Origin of the sequence: Microbacterium sp. HMH0099, from assembly GCF_049384025.1 — a bacterium.
Taxonomy (GTDB): Bacteria; Actinomycetota; Actinomycetes; order Actinomycetales; family Microbacteriaceae; genus Microbacterium.
This window is the reverse complement of the sequence record NZ_JBMRJR010000001.1, coordinates 562,843-580,460: the sequence shown is the minus strand read 5'-3', so window position 1 is coordinate 580,460 and position 17,618 is coordinate 562,843. Positions and strand designations below refer to the sequence as shown.

Sequence of the window (17,618 nt, the reverse complement as noted above, 5' to 3'; positions counted from 1 at the left end):
GATCCGGGTCGTCGCCTCAGGCGGCGGGTCCAGCGGCGGCCGAGGCGATGATCTCCTGCGCCCGCGCGAGCGCCTCCTTCGCCTCCGGAAGCTGAGGCACGGCGACGAAGACGTGGAACGCGTCCGGGTACAGGTGCAGCTCGACCGGCGTCCCGGCCGCCGCCGCCTTCTCGGCGAAGAGCTGGACGTCGGGGGCGAAGATGTCGACGCCGCCTTGGAAGACCGCCAGCGGCGGGAGGCCTGCGAGCGTGTCGGTCAGCGGGCTCAGCCACGGGTCGGCGAGGGGCCGGCCGCCGGCCCACTTCTGCGCGGCCCACACCAGCCCGGCCCTGCCGAGGACGGGGTCGTGGGCCTCGATGTCGGCGATCGCCGGGTTGGTCATGCGCGCGTCGACCCACGGGGCGAACAGCAGGACCGCCGCCGGCGAGCCGAGTCCCTCGTCGCGAGCGCGGAGGACGGATGCCACGGCGAGGGTTCCGCCCGCCGAGTCCCCCGCGACGACGAGGGGCAGGCCGGACGACGCGAGGCCGTCGTAGACGGCGTGGAGCGCCGGGAACGTCTCGTCGCAGGTGTGCTCGGGCGCGAGCGGGTAAAGGGGGACGGTCACCCGCACGGGTGTCTCTGCGGCGAGGTGCTCGATGATCTGCCAGTGCAGGTCGATGAGGGGGTGCACGTACGCGCCGCCGTGCAGGTACAGCAGCTCGCCGGTCGGCGCCGAGCCCTTCGGCGACAGCGTGAGCACCGGCATCCCGTCCACGACCGAACGGACGATGTCGTGGCTGCGCTCGAGGCTCGACGGGACATCGGCGTTCACACGGTCGTGGGCGACCTCGGCGGCGATCGCCTCGGCGGAGGCGAGCGGCTTCGGCCGCAGGTGCAGGAGCGTGACGAGGGCCTTGGTGGGAAGCGACATGCGGCTTCTCCTCTCCGGAAGCGTTGGGAACGGAGGGTCAGGCGGCGGGCGATCGCCAGCCGAGCAGGGGCCCGAGCCGCCCCGCGATGTCCTCGAGGATCTGCGCGTAGTCGTCGGGGGCGAAGTCGAACGGCAGAGCGAACGCCACCTCGTCGACCTGCGGGAAGGAGCGCGACGACAGCAGCCGCTCCGCGATCTGCTCCGAGGTGCCGACGATGTCTTCCGCGAAGAGCAGTCCCTTGGGGCCCTGAGGGATGCCGACCCGTCCGCGTCGCGCCTCGGCGTAGGCCTCGTAGCTTCGGACCTGCTCCGGGGTGGCCGAGTCGGTCGGGACCACGACCAGGCCCTGCGACACCCGCGCGCGCTCGCCGTCCGGGTGCGTCTCGCGGTACTGGCGGATCTGCGCGTCCTGCTCGGCGTCGAAGTCGGTGGAGTGCACGGACTGGATGACGCTGCTCGTCAGCAGATGGAAGCCGTTCTCGGCCGCCCAGGCCGTGGACGTCGGACTGCCCGCGCCGTACCAGAGACGGTCGGAGAGACCGGCGGCGTGCGGCTCGATGCGTTCGGAGTACTCCTCGATGCCCTCCGTCCCGGCGAACGGGCTGACCTGCGCGCCGGCGAGGAAGCGGCGCAGGCGCGCGAGGCGTTCGTACCCGAAGTCCTCGCGGTCGGCCGTGTCGGGGTAGAGCGCGGGGGCGATCTCCTCGAGGCGACGGGGCGGCCCGACCGAGAAGCCGGGCTCCAACCGGCCGCCCGAGAGCACGTCGACGGTCGCGAGGTCCTCGGCGAGGCGGAGCGGGTTCTCCCATCCGAGCGGGATGACCGCGGTGCCGAGGCGGATGCTGCTCGTGCGCTGGGATGCCGCGGCCAGCACGGCCACGGGCGAGGAGATGCCGTACTGCAGGTGGCGGTCGCGCAGCCAGGCGCTGTCGAAGCCGAGGCGCTCGCCGCGTTCGATGATCGACAGCGTGGTCTCGTGCCCGGCGCGGGGGTCGTCGCGGTCGAAGAGGCCGATGGTGAGGAAGCCGAGGGAGCGCAGCGGTCGGGTCACATCGCCACGCTAGCCGCGGCGGTGCCCCCCTCAGCGCTGACTTGTCACAGATGTACGCGCGGGGCTGCTTCTGGCGTACATCTGCGCCAAGTGACGGCCCTCACGGGTCCGTTCGCCGGCGCTGACTTGTCACAGATGTGCGCGCGGGGCTGCCCCTGGTGTGCATTTGCGCCAAGTCACGGCCTCCGCTGGTCGCACTCCGCCGGCGCTGACTTGTCACAAATGCCCGCGGGGGGCTGCTTCTGGCGTGCATCTGCGGCAAGTCACGGCCCCCACTGGGTCGGTCTTGATCGCTGCACTGTGTCTGACCGGAGCGGTGGTAAGAGGTAGGGCACGTGAGCCGTACTGCACCACGTGCCCTACCGATTGTCACCGACAGGAGGGCATGCCCGCCGAATCTGTATCGGATGGGGCCAGTGACTCCGTGTTGGTGATCGTGCTGCTTCCGTTAGTCCACGTCGGAAGGAGCATGCCGATGCCAGCGAGCGCAAACATTATGGCGGTCCAGGACCCCTGACCCGGGATGCCGTCGGCGCTGCCCCACTGCACCCAGAAGAACCCGGGGTCGGCTAAGGGGCAGGCGAGGGCCACCGCCGTGATGGCGATCACGCCACCGGGGAGGCGTGGGACTAGCCGTGCCGTGACGACAAAGAGGACTAGCGCGGCCATGACAGCCCACAGGTTGAAGACGGGTACCTGACTGAATGTGGACATCGCTTCAGCACAGGCGTTGTCGATGCGGCGCCGATCCAAACCGATGCACGGCGCCCAGTAGGCGGCCGTCACCCAGGTCACCCACAACGAAGCCCCCACCAGCGCTAGGGGGACGAGCGACAGTGCCAAACGGTAGCCGACCCGTCGTGCTGTCATGCCCGAAAGCGTAGACCTCTGGGGCTGAGACGTCTGGTCAAACCGTCTTGGCGGTCCGGAAGTCAACACGAACGTAGGCCACGCACGTTGGCTCCAAGGTTGTTGACCTTGTACCAAACTCCATAATCCCGCGGGTTCCTATAGTAGTCGTGTGTTCCAAGGCCTGGGCCCACCTTCGTGAATATGCAGGACTTTGGTGGGACATAGACGGCATCCCAGTCATAAAAACGACCGGACGAATCCTTGAATCGGTTAGAATTCTGCTGACTCCCCAGCGTCGCGGTCACGCCGGAGACGGTGCCCACGTTGTCGCTATATGTTGGCGAAAAGTTCGTCGCGATCCTGATATTGACGTCAGAAGTGTTATATATGACGCCGCAGTCGATTGAAGCAGTCGCGCAGCGAGCATCACCCGCCTCCGCCGGCGTAGCATTCGCGAAACCGGCGGTGAAGGCAAGCAATGCTGCTATGCCCGGGGCCTGAAGAAAACGCTTGCGCATTCTTGGAACGGCGAAATCGGTCATCTCTTCCTCACCTTCGTGTGCTCTCGTCAGACGCAGTCGCGCCCGACGGCGAGAAAATCCCAAGGGCGGAGAGAAGACCAGAGCGGAGGATGCCTTGACCCCACCTGCCGCGTCTGACATCGCGAAGCATTTTTCACCTGGTCCTTCCCAGGCGGGTGATGGCGCTGCTCGTGGGCGGCGGACTAGGTTTTGGTGCCGTTGGAGAACGCATCAAGCGGCCAGGAGGGCGGATGTGCCAGATCGAGCACGCTTTGCCGATAGTCGCGGGGCAGCTCTATGTGACTCGGGGGGCTCTGAGCCGCTCGCAGGAGCGGGTAGCCCTCGATGCGAATATTGCCGTGCAGACCTACCGCCGGCTCGAGTCAGGATCGGGAGGCTCGTCCCTCGGCTCATTGCTTCGCGCTATGCTCGCGCTGGACTTGAAGTATCTGCGCATTGTCCACACGGAACGAGTTCGGATTGTTTCGGGCGAAGCCGAGCCGCCGCCAGCTCACTGCGCTAGCTGCGGGAGCGCGCTCGGGCTGCAGCGTCCCGAAGGTTCAGGCGGCGAACCTGACGTGCGTTGACGTCCACAGATAGACAGACCGGGCACTCGCCGGTTTGGCGCGCATCTGCGGCAAGTCACGGGCTTCACGGGTCGCCCCCCCGGCGCTGACTTGTCACAGATGTACGCGCGGGGCTGCCCCTGGTGTGCATCTGCGGCACGTCACGGCCTTCACGGGTTTGCGCGTTGCGGCCGGGAAGAGGGCTCGGGGGTCAGGCGGGGGTGCGGACCGCGGCGAAGCGGTTGCGGCGACGGAGCGCGAAGCCCAGCTTCTCGTACGCGGCGATCGCGTTGACGTTCGTCGCCGCCGCGTGGAGCAGCGCCCGGTCGCCGCGCTGCTGGATGTGGAAGGCGACGTCCAGCACGAGGCGCGAGGCGAGGCCCTGGCGCCGGTGATCGGCGTCGACCGCGACGGCGCTGATCTCCGTCCACCCGGTGGGGTGCAGGCGCTCGCCCGCCATGGCGACGAGTCGGCCCTCCCGGCGGATACCGATGTAGCGGCCGAGCTCGTAGGTCCGGGGCCGGAACGGGCCGGGCTGATTGCGGTCGACGATCGCGAGCATGTCGGCCGCGTCCGCGGCATCCAATTCGACCGCCTCGTCGTCGGGGCGCGTCTGCAGCGCGTCGGTCTCGACGAGCTGCACGCCCTCACCGCCGCCGACGTACTCCCAGCCGGCGGGGATCTCGCCGTCGTAGCCCGACAGGCCCACGTCGGCGCCGGGTCCGACGAGGTCGCGCAGCGCGTCCCACACGCCGGGTTCGTCCCACGTGCGCACCGCGACGAAGGGAGCGACGTCGGCCGGGTAGCGCCGCACGAGGTCCCCGCCGATCGCGAACGACGCGTGCGGGCCGGCCAGCGAGTGCCAGGCGGCGTTGTCGAGGACGGTGGCGTCGGCGTGCGGGATGTCGAGGGTCGAGGCAGCGGTCACCGGGCCACTCTGCGCCTCTCCGCCGCGGCGGGCAAACCGGCGCGGCGAGGGCGTCCGTTCTGTGTCGGCCCGTGAACCCGCGCGTCGCCGCGTGACGAGACGTCGAACGGAGCGCCACCGGTGTTACCCGCGGTTTCCGCGCGCGCACGGCGGCACGCGGCCCCGGCGATACTGACGGGATGACGACGGGGCACGCGACCTGGACCATCGAACGCGTCGACTGGCACGACGAGCGCGCCGTCGCGCTGCGCGCCGCGATGGACGACGAGATCGGTCCCCGGTACGCCCCCGTCTTCGCGGAGTTCGACGAGCAGACCCAGGCCGTCCTGGCGGAGGACTTCGCCGTCGATCCCGCGACGATCGTCGACGTCGTCCTGGTGAGGGATGCCGCGGGGGAGCCGGTCGGCCACGCGGCCCTCCGCGCCCTCGGGGGCGAGCTGGAGGTCAAACGGGTCTTCGTGCAGCGCCGTGCTCGAGGCCAGGGCGCGAGCCGTGCCCTCATGTCCGAACTCGAACGCCTCGCCCTCGCGCGCGGCGCGTCGCAGCTCATCCTGCAGACCGGCGACCGGCAGCCCGAGGCCATCGCCCTGTACGAGCGGATCGGCTACCGTCCGATCGAGGTCTTCCCGCCGTACACGCGCTTCCCGGCCTCGCGCTGCTTCGCCAAGCCGCTCGCGGACACCGCCTCGTAGAACGAGCGCCGGACGGCCGCTGTCGCGCATGGCATCCCGTCCTGTCAACGCCCGAACGGGGCCTGCCGCCGTCGCCGTACGGTGACCCGATGGCGGTGAAGCGACTCTGGCTGGTTCGACACGGGGAGAGCGAAGGGAACGTCGCGGCGACCGCGGCCGACCGGGCGGGGGCGGAGGTGATCGACCTCGCCGCGCGCGACGCCGACGTGGAGCTCTCCGCCGTCGGGCGCGAGCAGGCGCAGGCGCTGCGCACCTGGTGGGCGTCGTCGGGGCGGTCCGTCGGCGAGTGCTGGGTGTCGCCCTACCGTCGCGCCCGTCAGACGCTCGAGCTGGCCGTCGGGGACGACGCCGTGCCGGTGATCGTCGACGAACGGCTGCGGGACCGGGAGCTCGGCATCCTGGATCTCCTGACCTCGCGCGGGGTGGAGGCACGTCATCCCGACGAGGCGGCGCGGCGCCGCCACCTGGGCAAGTACTTCTATCGACCGCCCGGCGGGGAGTCGTGGGCCGACGTCGCCCTGCGGCTGCGGTCCTTCCTCGGCGAGCGGCTGGAGCGGCCGGCGGACGAGGTCCTCGTCGTCGCCCACGACGCGGTGATCATGCTGATCCTATCGGTGCTCCTTCCCCTCGACGAAGAGGCGCTGCTCGACTTCGCGGCGACCCGCACCGTACGCAACGCCTCCGTGACGGAGCTCGTGCGGACCGCGGAGGGGTGGTCCCTGGCCGCCTTCTCCTCGGTCGAGCACCTCGCCCGCGAGGGCGCCGACATCACCGTCCACGCCGGAGAAGACGATGCCCACCCCGCCTGAGCCGGTCACCCTGGCGCTGCTGCGCGAGTGGGGGCGTCCCGATCCGACCGGCTCGAAGAAGTCCCGCGGCCAGGTCGTGGTCGTCGGGGGATCGCCGCGGTCCGCCGGCGCGCTGCTGCTCTCCGGCGAGGCGGCCCTCCGTGTCGGCGCGGGGCGTGTCGGCCTGGTCGGCCCGGACGAGGTCGCGCCCGGTCTCGGCCCCGCCATGCCCGAAGCAGGCGTGTACGTCCTGCCCGCGGGGTCGCAGCCGCTCGACGACGCCCTCCGGTCCGCCGTGGAGTCGGCCGATGCGGTCCTCCTCGGCCCGGGATTCGATGATCCGGATGCCACCCGGGCAGCGCTCGCCGCAGTGACCGCCGCCGACGTGGGTCGGCTCGTGCTGGACGCGTTCGCCCTCGGCATCCTGCCCGACGTCGATCGCGCCACCCTCCCGGACGAGCTGCTGATCAACGCCAACGAGGAGGAGGCGGCGCTGCTTCTCGGGCGGGATCTCGGAGACGACCGCGCACAGGACGTCGCGGAGATCGCCCGCCGGTACGCCGCCGTGGTCCATTGCTTCGGCACCGTGGCGACGCCGGACGGGCGCTGCTGGCAGGCGGAGCCGGGCGGGTCGGGGCTCGGCACCGCCGGGAGCGGCGATGTGCTGTCGGGGACGATCGCCGGGTTCGCGGCGCTCGGCATGGAGCCCGAGCGCGCGGCGGTCTGGGGCGGGTGGACGCACGCCCGCGCGGGCGACCGCCTGACCGAGCGGCTCGGCATCGGCTACCTCGCACGCGATCTGCTGCCGGAGCTGACCGCGGTGGTGCACGACAGCTGATCCCGGGCGGCAGCGCTGCGCGCGGGTGCGCCGGCCCTGTCGGCGGGGCCGCGCCGTCAGAGGTCGAGGGCGAACGCCCGCAGCGGCGCCTACAACTCGTCGGCGAGGAGCTCGAACGCCTCTGCGAAGCCGTATTGATCGCGCAATGTCTGGAGGATGCGGAGCGGGCTCATCGGCGGGGACTCGAATCGGGAACTCATGACGAGGAGCGAGTCTCGCGCCTGCTGCGGGTGCGCGGCGACGGTATTGGCGACGAAATCCGGTGCTTTGAGAACCTCGATGGCGGCATTCATCAGGGCGGCGTTGGCCGACAGTCCCGCGCGACGGTCGTCAGTGACGATGGCATCCGCTCCGCCGAAGATCGCTCCGTGCGCGATGTGAGCGTCATCGGGATCCGCGAGCGCGTACGGATACGACGCCTTCGGCGCCGCGATGGTCGCGCCGGGGAAAGCCGACTCCATCTGCGAGATGAGGCGCGCCGACCTCGATCTCGCCACGGCGTCGTCGAGTCCGCGACGCGTGTACAACACCGGCAGGACGTACCCGAGTTCCTCGAGGACGCCCGTCCCCCACAGGGGGGCGAAACATCCCTCGGTGGCCAGCTGCAGGAGGAAGTCCCTCTGCAGGCTCGGCACGAGAACGCAGGTGTCCAGGAAAGCGCGGAACATCGACGCGGTGCGTGATCGATCAGGGCTTCCGGCGTGCCTCGTCGAGCAGGTGCTGCACGACGTCCAGCTCGAGGTCGTCGTCGACGGGCGAAGAGGTCTCGGCGATGAAGGAGTTCCGGCGCTCGTAGAGCTGCGCGCGGTACTGGAGGACGTCCTCCAGCAGGAGCTTCCGCCGGACGGCACCGGGCACGGTCGCCGGAATCTCTCCGTCTTCGATCAGCCGTACGACGGTGGGGCGGCTCACGCCGAGGATGTCCGCCGCCTGCTGGGTGGTGATCTCCTGCCGACGTGTAAGGATGCTCACCGATCTGCCAGCTGTGAGCGCTTCCGCTGCCTGTTTGAGAATGTCGTGCAGCTGGCTGGAGAGTTCGACCCGGTCATGTTCGTCCGCCCCCGACAGGTAGTAGCGCGGCTCCACGGTCGCGCCTCTCGCCCGCTCGTGCGCTTCGAGGAAGCTGATGACCTTCGCGAATTCGGAGACGTCGGCAGTCGTCGGCGCGACGATGTCTTCGGCGAGATCGGGCATGTCATCTCCTCTGTCGGCCTGCCAGTCTACGCGCGTTGCGAAAGTTACGAAAGAGACCCCGGCCGCGCCGTCAGAGGTCGAGGGCGAACGCCCGCAGGTCGAGGAAGCGGCCCGGCTCGACCTCCACCGGATGCTCGCGCTCCGTCAGGCGGCGGAAGCCGAGCTTGAGGTAGAGCGCGTGCGCGCCGAGCATCTCCGGCCCGCTGTTCATCACGACGCGACGGGCGCCGCGCTCGCGCGCCAGCGCGATGACGTGGCGGGTGAGAGCCGCCCCGACCCCGCGGCCGCGAGCGGCCGGCGCGACCGCGAGCTGGCGGAAGTCGAGCTCCCCGTCCTGCGCGAGAGGCGACAGACGCTCGCCGGGGCGGGGGACCCACACCGTGCCGACGATGGCGCCGCCGTCGACGGCGACCCACACCTCGCCCTGGGCGACGCGGCCCGCCACGTCGGCGAGCGACGCGAGATACCCCTCCGTGAGGCCGTCGTAGCTCTGCCGGTAGGCCTGGGCGGTCACCCGCCCGGCCTCGTCGAACTCCTCGGGGGCGACGAGCCGGATGGTCGGGTCCCCGGCGGGCGCGGTGTCGGGGGTCGTGAGCGAGGAGGTCATGGCATCCATTCTCCGAGTCGAGACGCTCGTGCGGCCCGGTCCGCGGAAGACCGGGCCGCACGGGCGCTCAGGACTTCGGCAGTCCCGGCGGGTTGATCTGCGAGGACTCGACGCCCTCGGACTCGAGATTCCACGCCTCGAGCACCTCGGCGTAGGTCCCGTCCTCGATGAGCTGCGCGAGCACGATCTGGACCGGCTCGATGAGGCCGTTGCCCTTCTTCGTGCCCGCGGCGATGTCGGCCTGCAGCGGCCAGCCGCCCGGGATGATGCCGACGAGCTTCGTCTCGCCGGTCTCCTTTGCGGCCCACGCGGCGGTGGCGTTCGGACCGAACGTGGCGTCGGCGCGGCCTGACTGGAGCGCGAGGGTGGCCGCGGCGGTGTCGTCGTAGTACTGCAGCTCGGCGGGGGCCTCGCCGGCGGCGGCGAGCTCCTCGTTCCAGCTGAGGAGGACCTTCTCCTGGTTGGTGCCGGAGCCCACGACGACCTTCAGCCCCGAGATGTCCGCGGCCTTCTCGATGCTCTCGATCGGGCTGTCGGCGCGGACGTAGAAGCCGAGCAGGTCCTGACGGTAGCTGGCGAAGTCGTACAGCTCCTTGCGCTCCTCGGTGACGGTCACGTTCGAGGTGATGAGGTCGTACTTGCCGGACTGGATGCCGAGCGGCCAGTCCGCCCACGCGACGACGACGGGGTTGTACTCGAGGCCGAGACCCTCCGCGATGAGCGAGCCGATGTTCGGCTCGGTCCCGGCGGGGAGCGTCTCGCCGTCGGGCACGTAGCTCAGCGGCGGGACGAACGCGCCGACGGCGACGGTGAGCTTGCCCGGCTCGATCGGCTGGAAGCCGCTCTCCTGCAGCGCTGCGACCGCCTCCGGAACCTCTTCGGTGTGCACCCACGTGATGTCGGGGGCGGGGGTGGATGCCGCCGGCTCGGGCGCCGCGACCGCCTCCGCGGGGCGGTTCACGCCGATCGCGACGCCGCCGATGACGGCGACGACCGCCGCCGCGATCACGCCGACCGCGATGCCTTGCTTCTTGCTCAGTGCCATGCTGTGTCTCCTTGTGCGAGTGGGATGTGAATGAGGAGGCTGCCGCCGGGAGGCGTCAGCCGAGCACCTTGGCCAGGAACTCCCGCGTGCGGGGGTGCTGCGGACGGCTGAGGACCTCGTCCGGCGTGCCCTGCTCGACGATGCGGCCCTGGTCGAGGAGCACGACGCGGTCGGCGACCTCACGGGCGAAGCCCATCTCGTGCGTGACGATCACGAGGGTCGTGCCGAGCTTCGCCAGGTCGCGGATGACGTCGAGCACCTCGCCGACGAGCTCCGGGTCCAGGGCGCTGGTCGGCTCGTCGAACAGCAGCACCTGCGGCTGCAGCGCGAGGGCGCGGGCGATCGCGACCCGCTGCTGCTGCCCGCCGGACAGCTGCCGCGGGTAGGCGTCGGCCTTCTCGGCGAGGCCGACCCGCTCGAGCAGGCCGAGGGCGCGTTCACGCGCTTCCGCCCGGGTGAGGCGCCGCAGCGCGAGGGGCGCCTCCGTGATGTTCTCCAACGCCGTGAGGTGCGGGAACAGGTGGAAGTTCTGGAACACGATCCCCACCCGCGTCCGCCGCTGCAGGATCTCGCGCTCGTGCAGCTCGTGCAGGCGGCCGTGCCGCAGCTGGTACCCGATGAACTCGCCGTCGACCGTGACGGATCCGGCATCCACCCGTTCGAGGTGGTTGATCGTCCGCAGCAGCGTCGACTTGCCGGAGCCGCTCGGACCCAGCAGGGCGACGACCTCCCCGGGGCGCACGGTCAGGTCGATGCCCTTCAGCACCTCGACGCCGTGGAAGGACTTGTGCACGTCGTGGATCTCGACGAGCCCCCGGGCGGGTGCCTTCGTGGTGATGCTCATGCGCGGCTCTCCTTCGCCTCGGCGGTGTCGCGGATGGATGCCACGGCGGTGCTATTCGTCCCCGTCGTGCCCCGCGAACGGGGCTCGTGTCGCGTCCCGCCGGGCGGAGCGGGGTCGTCGCCGAGCCGGGCCCACTGCGTGCCGACCCAGCTGCGGGCGCGTTGCAGCGGGGTCGGGGGGAGCGCGCGCGCGGACCCGCGGGCGTAGTGCCGCTCGATGTAGTACTGGGCGACGCTGAGGATCGTGGTGATGAGGGTGTACCAGACCACCGCGACCATCAGCAGCGGGATGACGCGGCTGTTGCGGTTGTAGATCACCTGCACCGCGTAGAACAGCTCGGGGATCGCGATGACGAACACCACCGATGCGCCCTTGACGAGGCCGATGACCTCGTTGGTGGCGTTCGGCACGATCGAGCGCATGGCCTGCGGCAGGATGATGCGGAACAGGCGACGGGATGCCGGGATGCCGAGGGCCGCCGCAGCCTCGTGCTGTCCGGGGTCGACGGAGACGAGCCCGCCGCGGATGATCTCGGCCGAATAGGCGGCCTGATGCAGCCCGAGACCGAGGATCGCCGCCGCGAACGCGCTGATCAGCTGGACCGTGGGGAACTCGACGATCCAGAAGTCTGTCGTGAACGGGGTGCCCAGGCCCAGGGTCGGGTACAGGTACCCCAGGTTGTACCAGACGATGATCTGCACGACGAGGGGCACGGACCGGAAGAACCAGATGTAGCCCCACGCGGCGGCGTTCAGCAGCGGCGACGGAGAGAGCCGGCCGAGCGCGAGGATCGTGCCGAGGACGAAGCCGACGACGGTCGAGATGGCCGTCAGCGCCAGCGTGTACCCGATCCCGATGAGCACCGGCTCCGAGAAGAAGTACTGCGCGAAGGTGCCCCACATGTAGCGGTCGTTCGTGACGAGGCTCCAGGCGAACTGCGCGACGACGAACACGAGCAGCGCGGTGAGGATCCAGCGCCACCAGTGGCGCGTCGGGACGACGGCGATCGTGCCGAGGTCGACCTTCGCGCGAGGTGCGGGCGTCGCCGAGGCGGCGGCGGCGGCCGGCGCGGTGGTGGTCATGGCGTGCTCCTCTGAATCGGACCGGCGCGGGGCCGGCGGGTCAGGGGAACGCTACGACCGCGTCCGAGGGTCGGCGATGCGCCGTTTCACACGTCGAAACGGCCGGTCATCCGTTGAAACGGATCGCCACGCGAGGTAACACGGCGGCGGACGTGCAAGGGCAGCGGGCCCGCCGGCGCGAGGAGACCTGCGCCCCGCGGGTCCGGCTCGGCGCGGGGGCCTATGCCCCGCGGGTGCGGCTGGGCGCGGAGCCGCTATGCCCCGCGGGTGCGGCTGGGCGCGAAGCCGAAGTGCTGGCGGTAGGCGCGGGCGAAGCTGCCGACGTCCTGGAAGCCGGACGCGTGGCACGCCCACTGCACGCTCTGCCCCTGCGCGAGGAGGACGCGCGCGTGCTCCAGACGGTGCAGGCGGATCTCGGCGGCGGGGGAGGTCCCGACCTCGGCGAAGATCGCCTGGACGGAGCGCACCGACAGGTGGGCGTCGTCGGCCAGGGTCGCGGGCGAGAACGACGGGTCGGTGAAGCGGGCGGTGATCGCCTGCTGCATCTGCCGGAGCAGCCGCGCCCGGGTCTCCTCCCGCGTGGCGCGGGGCGGAACGAGCGCTCGCCGTCCGCCGCCCGGGCCGGCCGGCAGCGGGCCGAGGGAGGCGAAGCTCAGCAGCACGCTGCCGGTGCCGGGCACGGGCCGGGTCGACCACTGCACCGGACGGACGTCGCCGGCGCGGGTGACGAACCACTCGGACGAGGCCAGCGGCTGCTTCGCGTGGATGATCGGGCACTCGTGCGTCGGGTACGGCGACCCGTCCGGACGGTGCCGGTGCAGCAGGTCGTGGCTCGCGCCGCCGCGCAGGTCGGTGCCCTGACGGTGACCGAGGAAGCGGAGGGCGGCGTCGTTCGCGAGCGCGACCAGGCCGTCCTCGTCGATGACCCAGAGCGGCACCGGGGCGCTCTGCAGGACGGTCGACAGGAACATCGCGTCCTGCGGACGCGTCGCGTCATCGGTCGTCGGGCCTGCCACGGGATCACCGTAAACGCCGTTCCGGCGCCGCCCTGTTGCGGTGTCGTTTCGTGCGTGTGAATGCTTCGTCGCCGTGCGCAGATCGTCGGATGCCGTGCGCGGAAAGCCTGCTCGACCAGGCGCCGCCGGCCGGACAGTGGGGTCACTGACCGATCGCACGACCCGTCCGATCGACCGACCCGAGGAGACCAGACATGACCGAGTGGAACGCACGCCGCGACCAGGCGACCGACGCCGTCCGGAGGGCCGTCGCGGGCTCCGAGCGCTCGTGGGCCGACCTCGCCGGCGCGCTCGACCGGCCGCTGCTGTGGACCATCGCGGCGCTGCTCGGCTCGCACGCCCTCCCGGCGGAGCTCGCCGTCCGGGCGGGGGAGCTGCTCGGGCTCGACGACGAGACCGTCGCCGCTCTGCAGGTGCAGCCGTACCGCACCCGCGGCGACGAGCTGCGCGCGGACCCGACCATCTACCGCTTCTACGAGCTGCTCGGGGTCTACGGCCCGGCGCTCAAGGAGGCGATCCACGAGGAGTTCGGCGACGGCATCATGAGCGCGATCAACTGCAACATCGAGATCGACCGGCGCAGCGACCCCGACGGCGACCGCGTGCGGATCGTCATCGACGGCAAGTTCCTGAAGTACCAGTGGTGACGGCGGAGAGGACACGACCATGAGCTACGTCGCACCCAAGGACTTCGCCGTCCGCATGATCGACGCCGGGCAGGCCAAGGTCGCGCTCTCGGCACGGGACACCCTCATCCGCGCCTACATGGCCGGCGCGATCCTCGCCCTCGCGGCGGTGTTCGCCGTGACCGTCAGCGTGCAGACGGGGTCGCCGCTGATCGGCGCCCTGCTGTTCCCCGTCGGCTTCGTCATGCTCTACCTGCTCGGCTTCGACCTGCTGACCGGTGTGTTCACGCTGGTGCCGCTCGCGCTGCTCGACCGGCGCCCGGGGGTGACCCTGCGCGGCATGCTGCGCAACTGGGGCCTCGTCTTCCTCGGCAACTTCGGCGGGGCCCTGACCGTCGCCCTCCTCATGGCGATCGTCTTCACGTACGGCTTCTCGACGGACGTGAGCGAGGTCGGTCAGGCCATCGGCCACATCGGCGAAGGGCGCACCGTCGGCTACTCCGAGTTCGGCGCCGCGGGCATGCTGACCCTGTTCGTCCGCGGAGTCCTCTGCAACTGGATGGTCTCGACCGGCGTCGTCGGCGCGATGATGTCCGACAGCCTCCCCGGCAAGGTCATCGCGATGTGGATGCCGATCATGCTGTTCTTCTACATGGGCTTCGAGCACTCGGTGGTCAACATGTTCCTGTTCCCCATCGGCCTGATGCTCGGCGCCGACTTCACCATCGGCGACTACCTGATCTGGAACGAGATCCCCACGGTCCTCGGCAACCTCGTCGGCGGTCTCACCTTCGTCGGGCTCGTGATCTACGTCACGCACGCGAAGACGGCGCCTGCCCGGAAGCTGCGCGAGAAGGTCCGGCCCACGGTCTCCGCCTGACCGCGGCGACGACCCCGGGTCCGGCCTCGCGCCGCGCCCGGGGTCGTCGTATGCCCGGCTCCGGAGAAGTCGACCGACCGGCGGCGGGGGCAGCGGAACGCACGGGAGGGGCTGCTCCTCCGGAGCCCGGCCCCCGCGGCATCCCGGGTCAGGCGTCGCGGAGGATCCGCGCGGTCACCCGGGTGCCGAAATGCAGGGCCTCGACCGGGACGTGCTCGTCAGCCGTGTGGAACTGCCCGAACACGTCGAAGTCCGCCGGCACGCGGAGCGGCACGAAGCCGTAGCCGCGGATGCCGAGCCGGGCGAGGTGCTTGTTGTCCGTGCTGGCCGGCAGCAGGTACGGCACGACGGTGCCGCCCGGGTCCTCCGCCGAGACGGCCTCCTGCAGGATGCCGACGAGCCGGGCGTCCACGGGCGACTCGATCGCCCGCACCTCGCGCCCCCACGCGATCTCGATGTCGGGACCGACGAGCTCGGCGAGCTGCGCCCGCAGGGCGTCGTCCTGCCCGGGCAGCACGCGGATGTCGAGTCGCGCCGAGGCCGACGAGGGGATGACGTTCGTCTTCCCACCCGCCTGCAGCACGGTCGGCGACGCGGTCGTGCGCGTCCCGGCATCCAGGAGGGATGCCGCGAACCCGAGGTCGTCGACATCGCCGCCCGCCCGGGCGTAGAGGTCGAGGAACCGCTCGAGCGTGGCCGTGCGGACGACCGGGAACCGGTGCGCGCCGACCGCCGCGACAGCCTGCGCGACGCGCACGACGGCGTTGTCGGCCGTGGGGAGCGATCCGTGCGCGGCGTGCCCGCGCGCGGTGAGCGTGGCCCAGGTCACGCCCTTCTCGGCGGTGGCGACGAGGTAGGCGCGGCGGTCGTCGGGCAGCGGCAGGGAGAAGCCGCCGACCTCGCTGAGGGCCTCGGTCGCCCCGGCGAACAGCTCGGGACGGTTCTCGACGATCCAGCGGGCGCCCCAGACGCCGCCGGCCTCCTCGTCGGCGAAGAACGCGAAGATCAGGTCGCGGCGGGGGACGACCCCTTCGCGCCGGAAGGCGCGCGCGATCGCGAGCAGCATCCCCGCGAAGTCCTTCATGTCCACCGCGCCGCGTCCGTAGAGCATGCCGTCGTGGATCTCGGCGCCGAACGGCGGGTACGACCAGTTCTCCGCCTCGACCGGCACGACGTCGAGGTGGGCATGGGCGACGAGGGCACCGGCATCCGGATCCGCCCCCGCCAGACGCGCGATCAGGCTCGCCCGCCCGGGGCGCGGTTCGACGAGGACCGTCTCGTAGCCGACCTCCTCGAGGCGCTCCTTCACGAAGAGCGCGGCGCGGGTCTCGCCGTCCCCGATCGTCGCGGCCTCGCCGGTGTTGACGCTGTCGATGCGGATGAGCCCGCGGATGAACTCCAGCGCCTCGGCCTCGAGCGGGGAGACGACGGATGCCATCAGTGCTGGTGCGGGCGGGCGTCGTCGGCGAGCTTGAACGCGAGGCGCCCGTGCGCGTAGCCGCCGCCCGCGCGGATCGCGGTGGCGACCCAGGCCGCCTCGGCCAGCTCCGCCTCGGTGGCGCCCGCCCTGACCGCGTTCTGCGAGTGCCCGTCGATGCAGTACACGCACTGGGTGGTGATGCCGACCGCGAGGGCGATGAGCTCGCGGTACTTCAACGGGATCGCGCGGCCTTCGGGGGCGAACACCGCCTGGTCGAACGCGGCGAACGCAGCGAGGATGTCGGGCGTCTCGGCCTTGTAGACCTTGGTGTAGGTCTTGTCGGCGGTGCGGTCGAAGTACTCGGTCACGTTCTCTCCAGAGGGGTGATGGATGCCTCCCCCCACGCTGTCACGCCCGATGTCGCTCGTCAGCGTGCCCCTGTCACACGCCGACACACGCCGGGGTGGCCTGCCGCCCCTGCTGTGCCCCTGCCCCTGCTGGCGTGTCCCACTTCGTGCAGGACAGGCCCTGCTTCGTCGCACATTGTGGGACATGCCGGCGGGGAACCTCTCAGCGCAGGACGCTCGCCCCCAGCTCGACGGGGCTGCCCTCGATGTTCCCGACGATGCCCCGGATGACGCCGGTCCCGTCCTCGTGCCGCAGGCCGTCGTACCAGGCCTGCGTCGCGGCCACGTCGAAGGCGTGCGTCTCGTGGGCGCGCTTGCGCGCCCGGAGCACCAGGTCGCCCGCCCGCTCGGCACGGATGCGCGCGTAGCGCGTCAGCGAGTCCTCGATGCCGAGGGTCGACGTCGCGAAGACGATGCCGAGCGCGAAGCTGTCCTCTAGCGCCGAGCACGCCCCCTGGCCGATGTCCGGCGCGGTGTTGTGGGCGGCGTCGCCGAGGATCGCCACGCGTCCGCGCACCCACGTGTCGAACGGGTCGATGTCCCAGATCTCGACGCGGTTCAGCGACTCGTCCGGGTCGATGCCGTCCAGCAGTGCGCGCACGCCCGGCGCACCCCACGATCCGAACGCGTCCTCCAGGGCCGCCATGCGGTCCTCGATCACGCCCGACGGTCCGGGCACGTCGACGAAGAAGTAGAAGCGGTCGCCCGCCACCGGCATCACCGCGCAGCGCTTGCCGTCGCCGACGTAGGTGGTCCACTGGTCGAGAGGGCCGATGCGCTCGTCCGCGGCGACGAGGCCGTTGAAGTTGACGTAGCCGGAGTAACGGCGTTCCGGACGGATGCCACCGGGCTCGGTGACGTAGTCGCGGACGATCGACCGGGCGCCGTCCGCGCCGATGAGCATGTCGGCCGTGTCCGTGGAGCCGTCGGCGAAGGTGGCGGTGACCGTGACGCCATCGTCGGCGAGACCGACCAGCTGTTTGCCGAGGCGGATGTTCGTCGGGCCGACGGCATCCATCATCACCTGCTGCAGGTCGGCGCGGACGACGGGGTAGGGGCGCTGACCGGTCTGCGCCGTGACCGGGGCGAGACTGAAGCGGCACAGTTCCTCGCCGGTGTGGCCGTCGTAGTAGGCCATGTCGTCCATGCGGCCGCCGAGGGCGGCGACCTGCGGGCCGAGACCGAGCCAGTTGAGCACCTTCACGCCGTTCGACCACAGCGACAGCGCCGCGCCGACGGGGCGGTTCTCGCGCATGCGGTCGTAGACGACGACCTCGTGGCCGAGCTTCTGCAGCGCGAGCGCCGCGGAGGTGCCGCCGACGCCGGCGCCGATGACGATGACCTTCAT

General features: G+C 71.0%; 20 protein-coding genes. 5 read left to right on the top strand and 15 right to left on the bottom strand.

All coding sequences use genetic code 11. The features are described from left to right. Positions 1 to 16: 16 nt before the first annotated feature. The 5 genes from ACO03V_RS02555 to ACO03V_RS02535 all read right to left on the bottom strand — a co-directional run bounded on the left by ACO03V_RS02555 (position 17) and on the right by ACO03V_RS02535 (position 4,831). Positions 17 to 913 carry an alpha/beta hydrolase gene (locus tag ACO03V_RS02555; protein WP_423136495.1) on the bottom strand — a complete coding sequence of 299 codons (897 nt, stop codon included), beginning with the start codon at positions 911 to 913 and terminating at the stop codon, positions 17 to 19. A gap of 37 nt (positions 914 to 950) precedes the next feature. Next, positions 951 to 1,964 (bottom strand): LLM class flavin-dependent oxidoreductase, encoded by a 1,014-nt coding sequence (locus ACO03V_RS02550; RefSeq protein ID WP_423136494.1) that lies wholly within the window; start codon positions 1,962 to 1,964, stop codon positions 951 to 953. Between the two features lie 369 nt (positions 1,965 to 2,333). Then, positions 2,334 to 2,834 (bottom strand): hypothetical protein, encoded by a 501-nt coding sequence (locus tag ACO03V_RS02545; RefSeq protein WP_423136493.1) that lies wholly within the window; start codon positions 2,832 to 2,834, stop codon positions 2,334 to 2,336. Between the two features lie 62 nt (positions 2,835 to 2,896). Next, positions 2,897 to 3,358: a hypothetical protein gene (locus ACO03V_RS02540; protein ID WP_423136492.1), complete on the bottom strand. Its 462-nt coding sequence runs from the start codon at positions 3,356 to 3,358 to the stop codon at positions 2,897 to 2,899. Between the two features lie 756 nt (positions 3,359 to 4,114). Beyond that, positions 4,115 to 4,831 (bottom strand): GNAT family N-acetyltransferase, encoded by a 717-nt coding sequence (locus ACO03V_RS02535; RefSeq protein WP_423136491.1) that lies wholly within the window; start codon positions 4,829 to 4,831, stop codon positions 4,115 to 4,117. A 179-nt stretch (positions 4,832 to 5,010) separates the two neighbouring features. Between ACO03V_RS02535 and ACO03V_RS02530 the strand changes: the two genes are divergently transcribed. From ACO03V_RS02530 to ACO03V_RS02520, 3 genes are all read left to right on the top strand, one after another. Next, on the top strand, positions 5,011 to 5,523 hold the full coding sequence (locus ACO03V_RS02530; protein WP_423136490.1) for a GNAT family N-acetyltransferase: 513 nt from the start codon (positions 5,011 to 5,013) through the stop codon (positions 5,521 to 5,523). A gap of 89 nt (positions 5,524 to 5,612) precedes the next feature. Continuing rightward, the gene (locus ACO03V_RS02525) at positions 5,613 to 6,332 is read left to right on the top strand and encodes a histidine phosphatase family protein (RefSeq protein ID WP_423136489.1); all 720 of its coding nucleotides are present in this window, start codon (positions 5,613 to 5,615) and stop codon (positions 6,330 to 6,332) included. After that, entirely contained in the window at positions 6,316 to 7,149 is an 834-nt protein-coding gene (locus tag ACO03V_RS02520; protein ID WP_423136488.1) for an ADP-dependent NAD(P)H-hydrate dehydratase, read from the top strand. Before ACO03V_RS02525 ends, ACO03V_RS02520 begins: the two co-directional genes overlap by 17 nt. A gap of 89 nt (positions 7,150 to 7,238) precedes the next feature. Here ACO03V_RS02520 and ACO03V_RS02515 read toward each other — a convergent pair whose 3' ends face one another. The 7 genes from ACO03V_RS02515 to ACO03V_RS02485 form a co-directional block, all read right to left on the bottom strand. After that, complete coding sequence (locus ACO03V_RS02515) at positions 7,239 to 7,817, bottom strand: PIN domain-containing protein (RefSeq protein ID WP_423136487.1); 579 nt, start codon at positions 7,815 to 7,817, stop codon at positions 7,239 to 7,241. 19 nt (positions 7,818 to 7,836) lie between these two features. Beyond that, entirely contained in the window at positions 7,837 to 8,343 is a 507-nt protein-coding gene (locus tag ACO03V_RS02510) for an excisionase family DNA-binding protein (RefSeq protein ID WP_423136486.1), read from the bottom strand. Between the two features lie 70 nt (positions 8,344 to 8,413). Further along, positions 8,414 to 8,950 carry a GNAT family N-acetyltransferase gene (locus tag ACO03V_RS02505; RefSeq protein ID WP_423136485.1) on the bottom strand — a complete coding sequence of 179 codons (537 nt, stop codon included), beginning with the start codon at positions 8,948 to 8,950 and terminating at the stop codon, positions 8,414 to 8,416. 67 nt (positions 8,951 to 9,017) lie between these two features. After that, entirely contained in the window at positions 9,018 to 9,995 is a 978-nt protein-coding gene (locus ACO03V_RS02500) for an ABC transporter substrate-binding protein (RefSeq protein ID WP_423136484.1), read from the bottom strand. Between the two features lie 55 nt (positions 9,996 to 10,050). Further along, positions 10,051 to 10,839 carry an amino acid ABC transporter ATP-binding protein gene (locus ACO03V_RS02495; protein ID WP_423136483.1) on the bottom strand — a complete coding sequence of 263 codons (789 nt, stop codon included), beginning with the start codon at positions 10,837 to 10,839 and terminating at the stop codon, positions 10,051 to 10,053. Next, positions 10,836 to 11,921: an amino acid ABC transporter permease gene (locus ACO03V_RS02490; protein ID WP_423136482.1), complete on the bottom strand. Its 1,086-nt coding sequence runs from the start codon at positions 11,919 to 11,921 to the stop codon at positions 10,836 to 10,838. Before ACO03V_RS02490 ends, ACO03V_RS02495 begins: the two co-directional genes overlap by 4 nt. 254 nt (positions 11,922 to 12,175) lie before the next feature. Then, positions 12,176 to 12,937 carry a helix-turn-helix domain-containing protein gene (locus tag ACO03V_RS02485; RefSeq protein ID WP_423136481.1) on the bottom strand — a complete coding sequence of 254 codons (762 nt, stop codon included), beginning with the start codon at positions 12,935 to 12,937 and terminating at the stop codon, positions 12,176 to 12,178. Between the two features lie 194 nt (positions 12,938 to 13,131). Between ACO03V_RS02485 and cynS the strand changes: the two genes are divergently transcribed. Together cynS and ACO03V_RS02475 are read left to right on the top strand one after the other, a co-directional pair. After that, entirely contained in the window at positions 13,132 to 13,584 is a 453-nt protein-coding gene (cynS, locus tag ACO03V_RS02480) for a cyanase (RefSeq protein ID WP_423136480.1), read from the top strand. A gap of 19 nt (positions 13,585 to 13,603) precedes the next feature. After that, positions 13,604 to 14,443, top strand: a complete 840-nt coding sequence (locus ACO03V_RS02475; RefSeq protein ID WP_367734126.1) for a formate/nitrite transporter family protein — start codon at positions 13,604 to 13,606, stop codon at positions 14,441 to 14,443. Between the two features lie 148 nt (positions 14,444 to 14,591). On the opposite strand, the gene ACO03V_RS02470 is transcribed toward ACO03V_RS02475, so the two are convergent. The 3 genes from ACO03V_RS02470 to hpxO form a co-directional block, all read right to left on the bottom strand. After that, positions 14,592 to 15,881: a M20/M25/M40 family metallo-hydrolase gene (locus tag ACO03V_RS02470; protein WP_423136479.1), complete on the bottom strand. Its 1,290-nt coding sequence runs from the start codon at positions 15,879 to 15,881 to the stop codon at positions 14,592 to 14,594. After that, complete coding sequence (locus ACO03V_RS02465) at positions 15,881 to 16,231, bottom strand: carboxymuconolactone decarboxylase family protein (RefSeq protein ID WP_367734128.1); 351 nt, start codon at positions 16,229 to 16,231, stop codon at positions 15,881 to 15,883. Before ACO03V_RS02465 ends, ACO03V_RS02470 begins: the two co-directional genes overlap by 1 nt. A 202-nt stretch (positions 16,232 to 16,433) precedes the next feature. Next, positions 16,434 to 17,618: an FAD-dependent urate hydroxylase HpxO gene (hpxO, locus tag ACO03V_RS02460; protein ID WP_423136478.1), complete on the bottom strand. Its 1,185-nt coding sequence runs from the start codon at positions 17,616 to 17,618 to the stop codon at positions 16,434 to 16,436.

Excerpts from the sequence above, each read along its gene's own strand:
- hpxO (WP_423136478.1), bottom strand. The coding sequence starts at position 17,618 with ATGAAGGTCATCGTCATCGGCGCCGGCGTCGGCGGCACCTCCGCGGCG.
- ACO03V_RS02505 (WP_423136485.1), bottom strand. The coding sequence starts at position 8,950 with ATGACCTCCTCGCTCACGACCCCCGACACCGCGCCCGCCGGGGACCCG.
- ACO03V_RS02475 (WP_367734126.1), top strand. The coding sequence starts at position 13,604 with ATGAGCTACGTCGCACCCAAGGACTTCGCCGTCCGCATGATCGACGCC.
- ACO03V_RS02545 (WP_423136493.1), bottom strand. The coding sequence starts at position 2,834 with ATGACAGCACGACGGGTCGGCTACCGTTTGGCACTGTCGCTCGTCCCC.
- ACO03V_RS02470 (WP_423136479.1), bottom strand. The coding sequence starts at position 15,881 with ATGGCATCCGTCGTCTCCCCGCTCGAGGCCGAGGCGCTGGAGTTCATC.
- ACO03V_RS02540 (WP_423136492.1), bottom strand. The coding sequence starts at position 3,358 with ATGACCGATTTCGCCGTTCCAAGAATGCGCAAGCGTTTTCTTCAGGCC.
- ACO03V_RS02495 (WP_423136483.1), bottom strand. The coding sequence starts at position 10,839 with ATGAGCATCACCACGAAGGCACCCGCCCGGGGGCTCGTCGAGATCCAC.
- ACO03V_RS02500 (WP_423136484.1), bottom strand. The coding sequence starts at position 9,995 with ATGGCACTGAGCAAGAAGCAAGGCATCGCGGTCGGCGTGATCGCGGCG.
- ACO03V_RS02530 (WP_423136490.1), top strand. The coding sequence starts at position 5,011 with ATGACGACGGGGCACGCGACCTGGACCATCGAACGCGTCGACTGGCAC.
- ACO03V_RS02510 (WP_423136486.1), bottom strand. The coding sequence starts at position 8,343 with ATGCCCGATCTCGCCGAAGACATCGTCGCGCCGACGACTGCCGACGTC.
- cynS (WP_423136480.1), top strand. The coding sequence starts at position 13,132 with ATGACCGAGTGGAACGCACGCCGCGACCAGGCGACCGACGCCGTCCGG.
- ACO03V_RS02515 (WP_423136487.1), bottom strand. The coding sequence starts at position 7,817 with ATGTTCCGCGCTTTCCTGGACACCTGCGTTCTCGTGCCGAGCCTGCAG.
- ACO03V_RS02555 (WP_423136495.1), bottom strand. The coding sequence starts at position 913 with ATGTCGCTTCCCACCAAGGCCCTCGTCACGCTCCTGCACCTGCGGCCG.
- ACO03V_RS02490 (WP_423136482.1), bottom strand. The coding sequence starts at position 11,921 with ATGACCACCACCGCGCCGGCCGCCGCCGCCGCCTCGGCGACGCCCGCA.
- ACO03V_RS02520 (WP_423136488.1), top strand. The coding sequence starts at position 6,316 with ATGCCCACCCCGCCTGAGCCGGTCACCCTGGCGCTGCTGCGCGAGTGG.
- ACO03V_RS02525 (WP_423136489.1), top strand. The coding sequence starts at position 5,613 with ATGGCGGTGAAGCGACTCTGGCTGGTTCGACACGGGGAGAGCGAAGGG.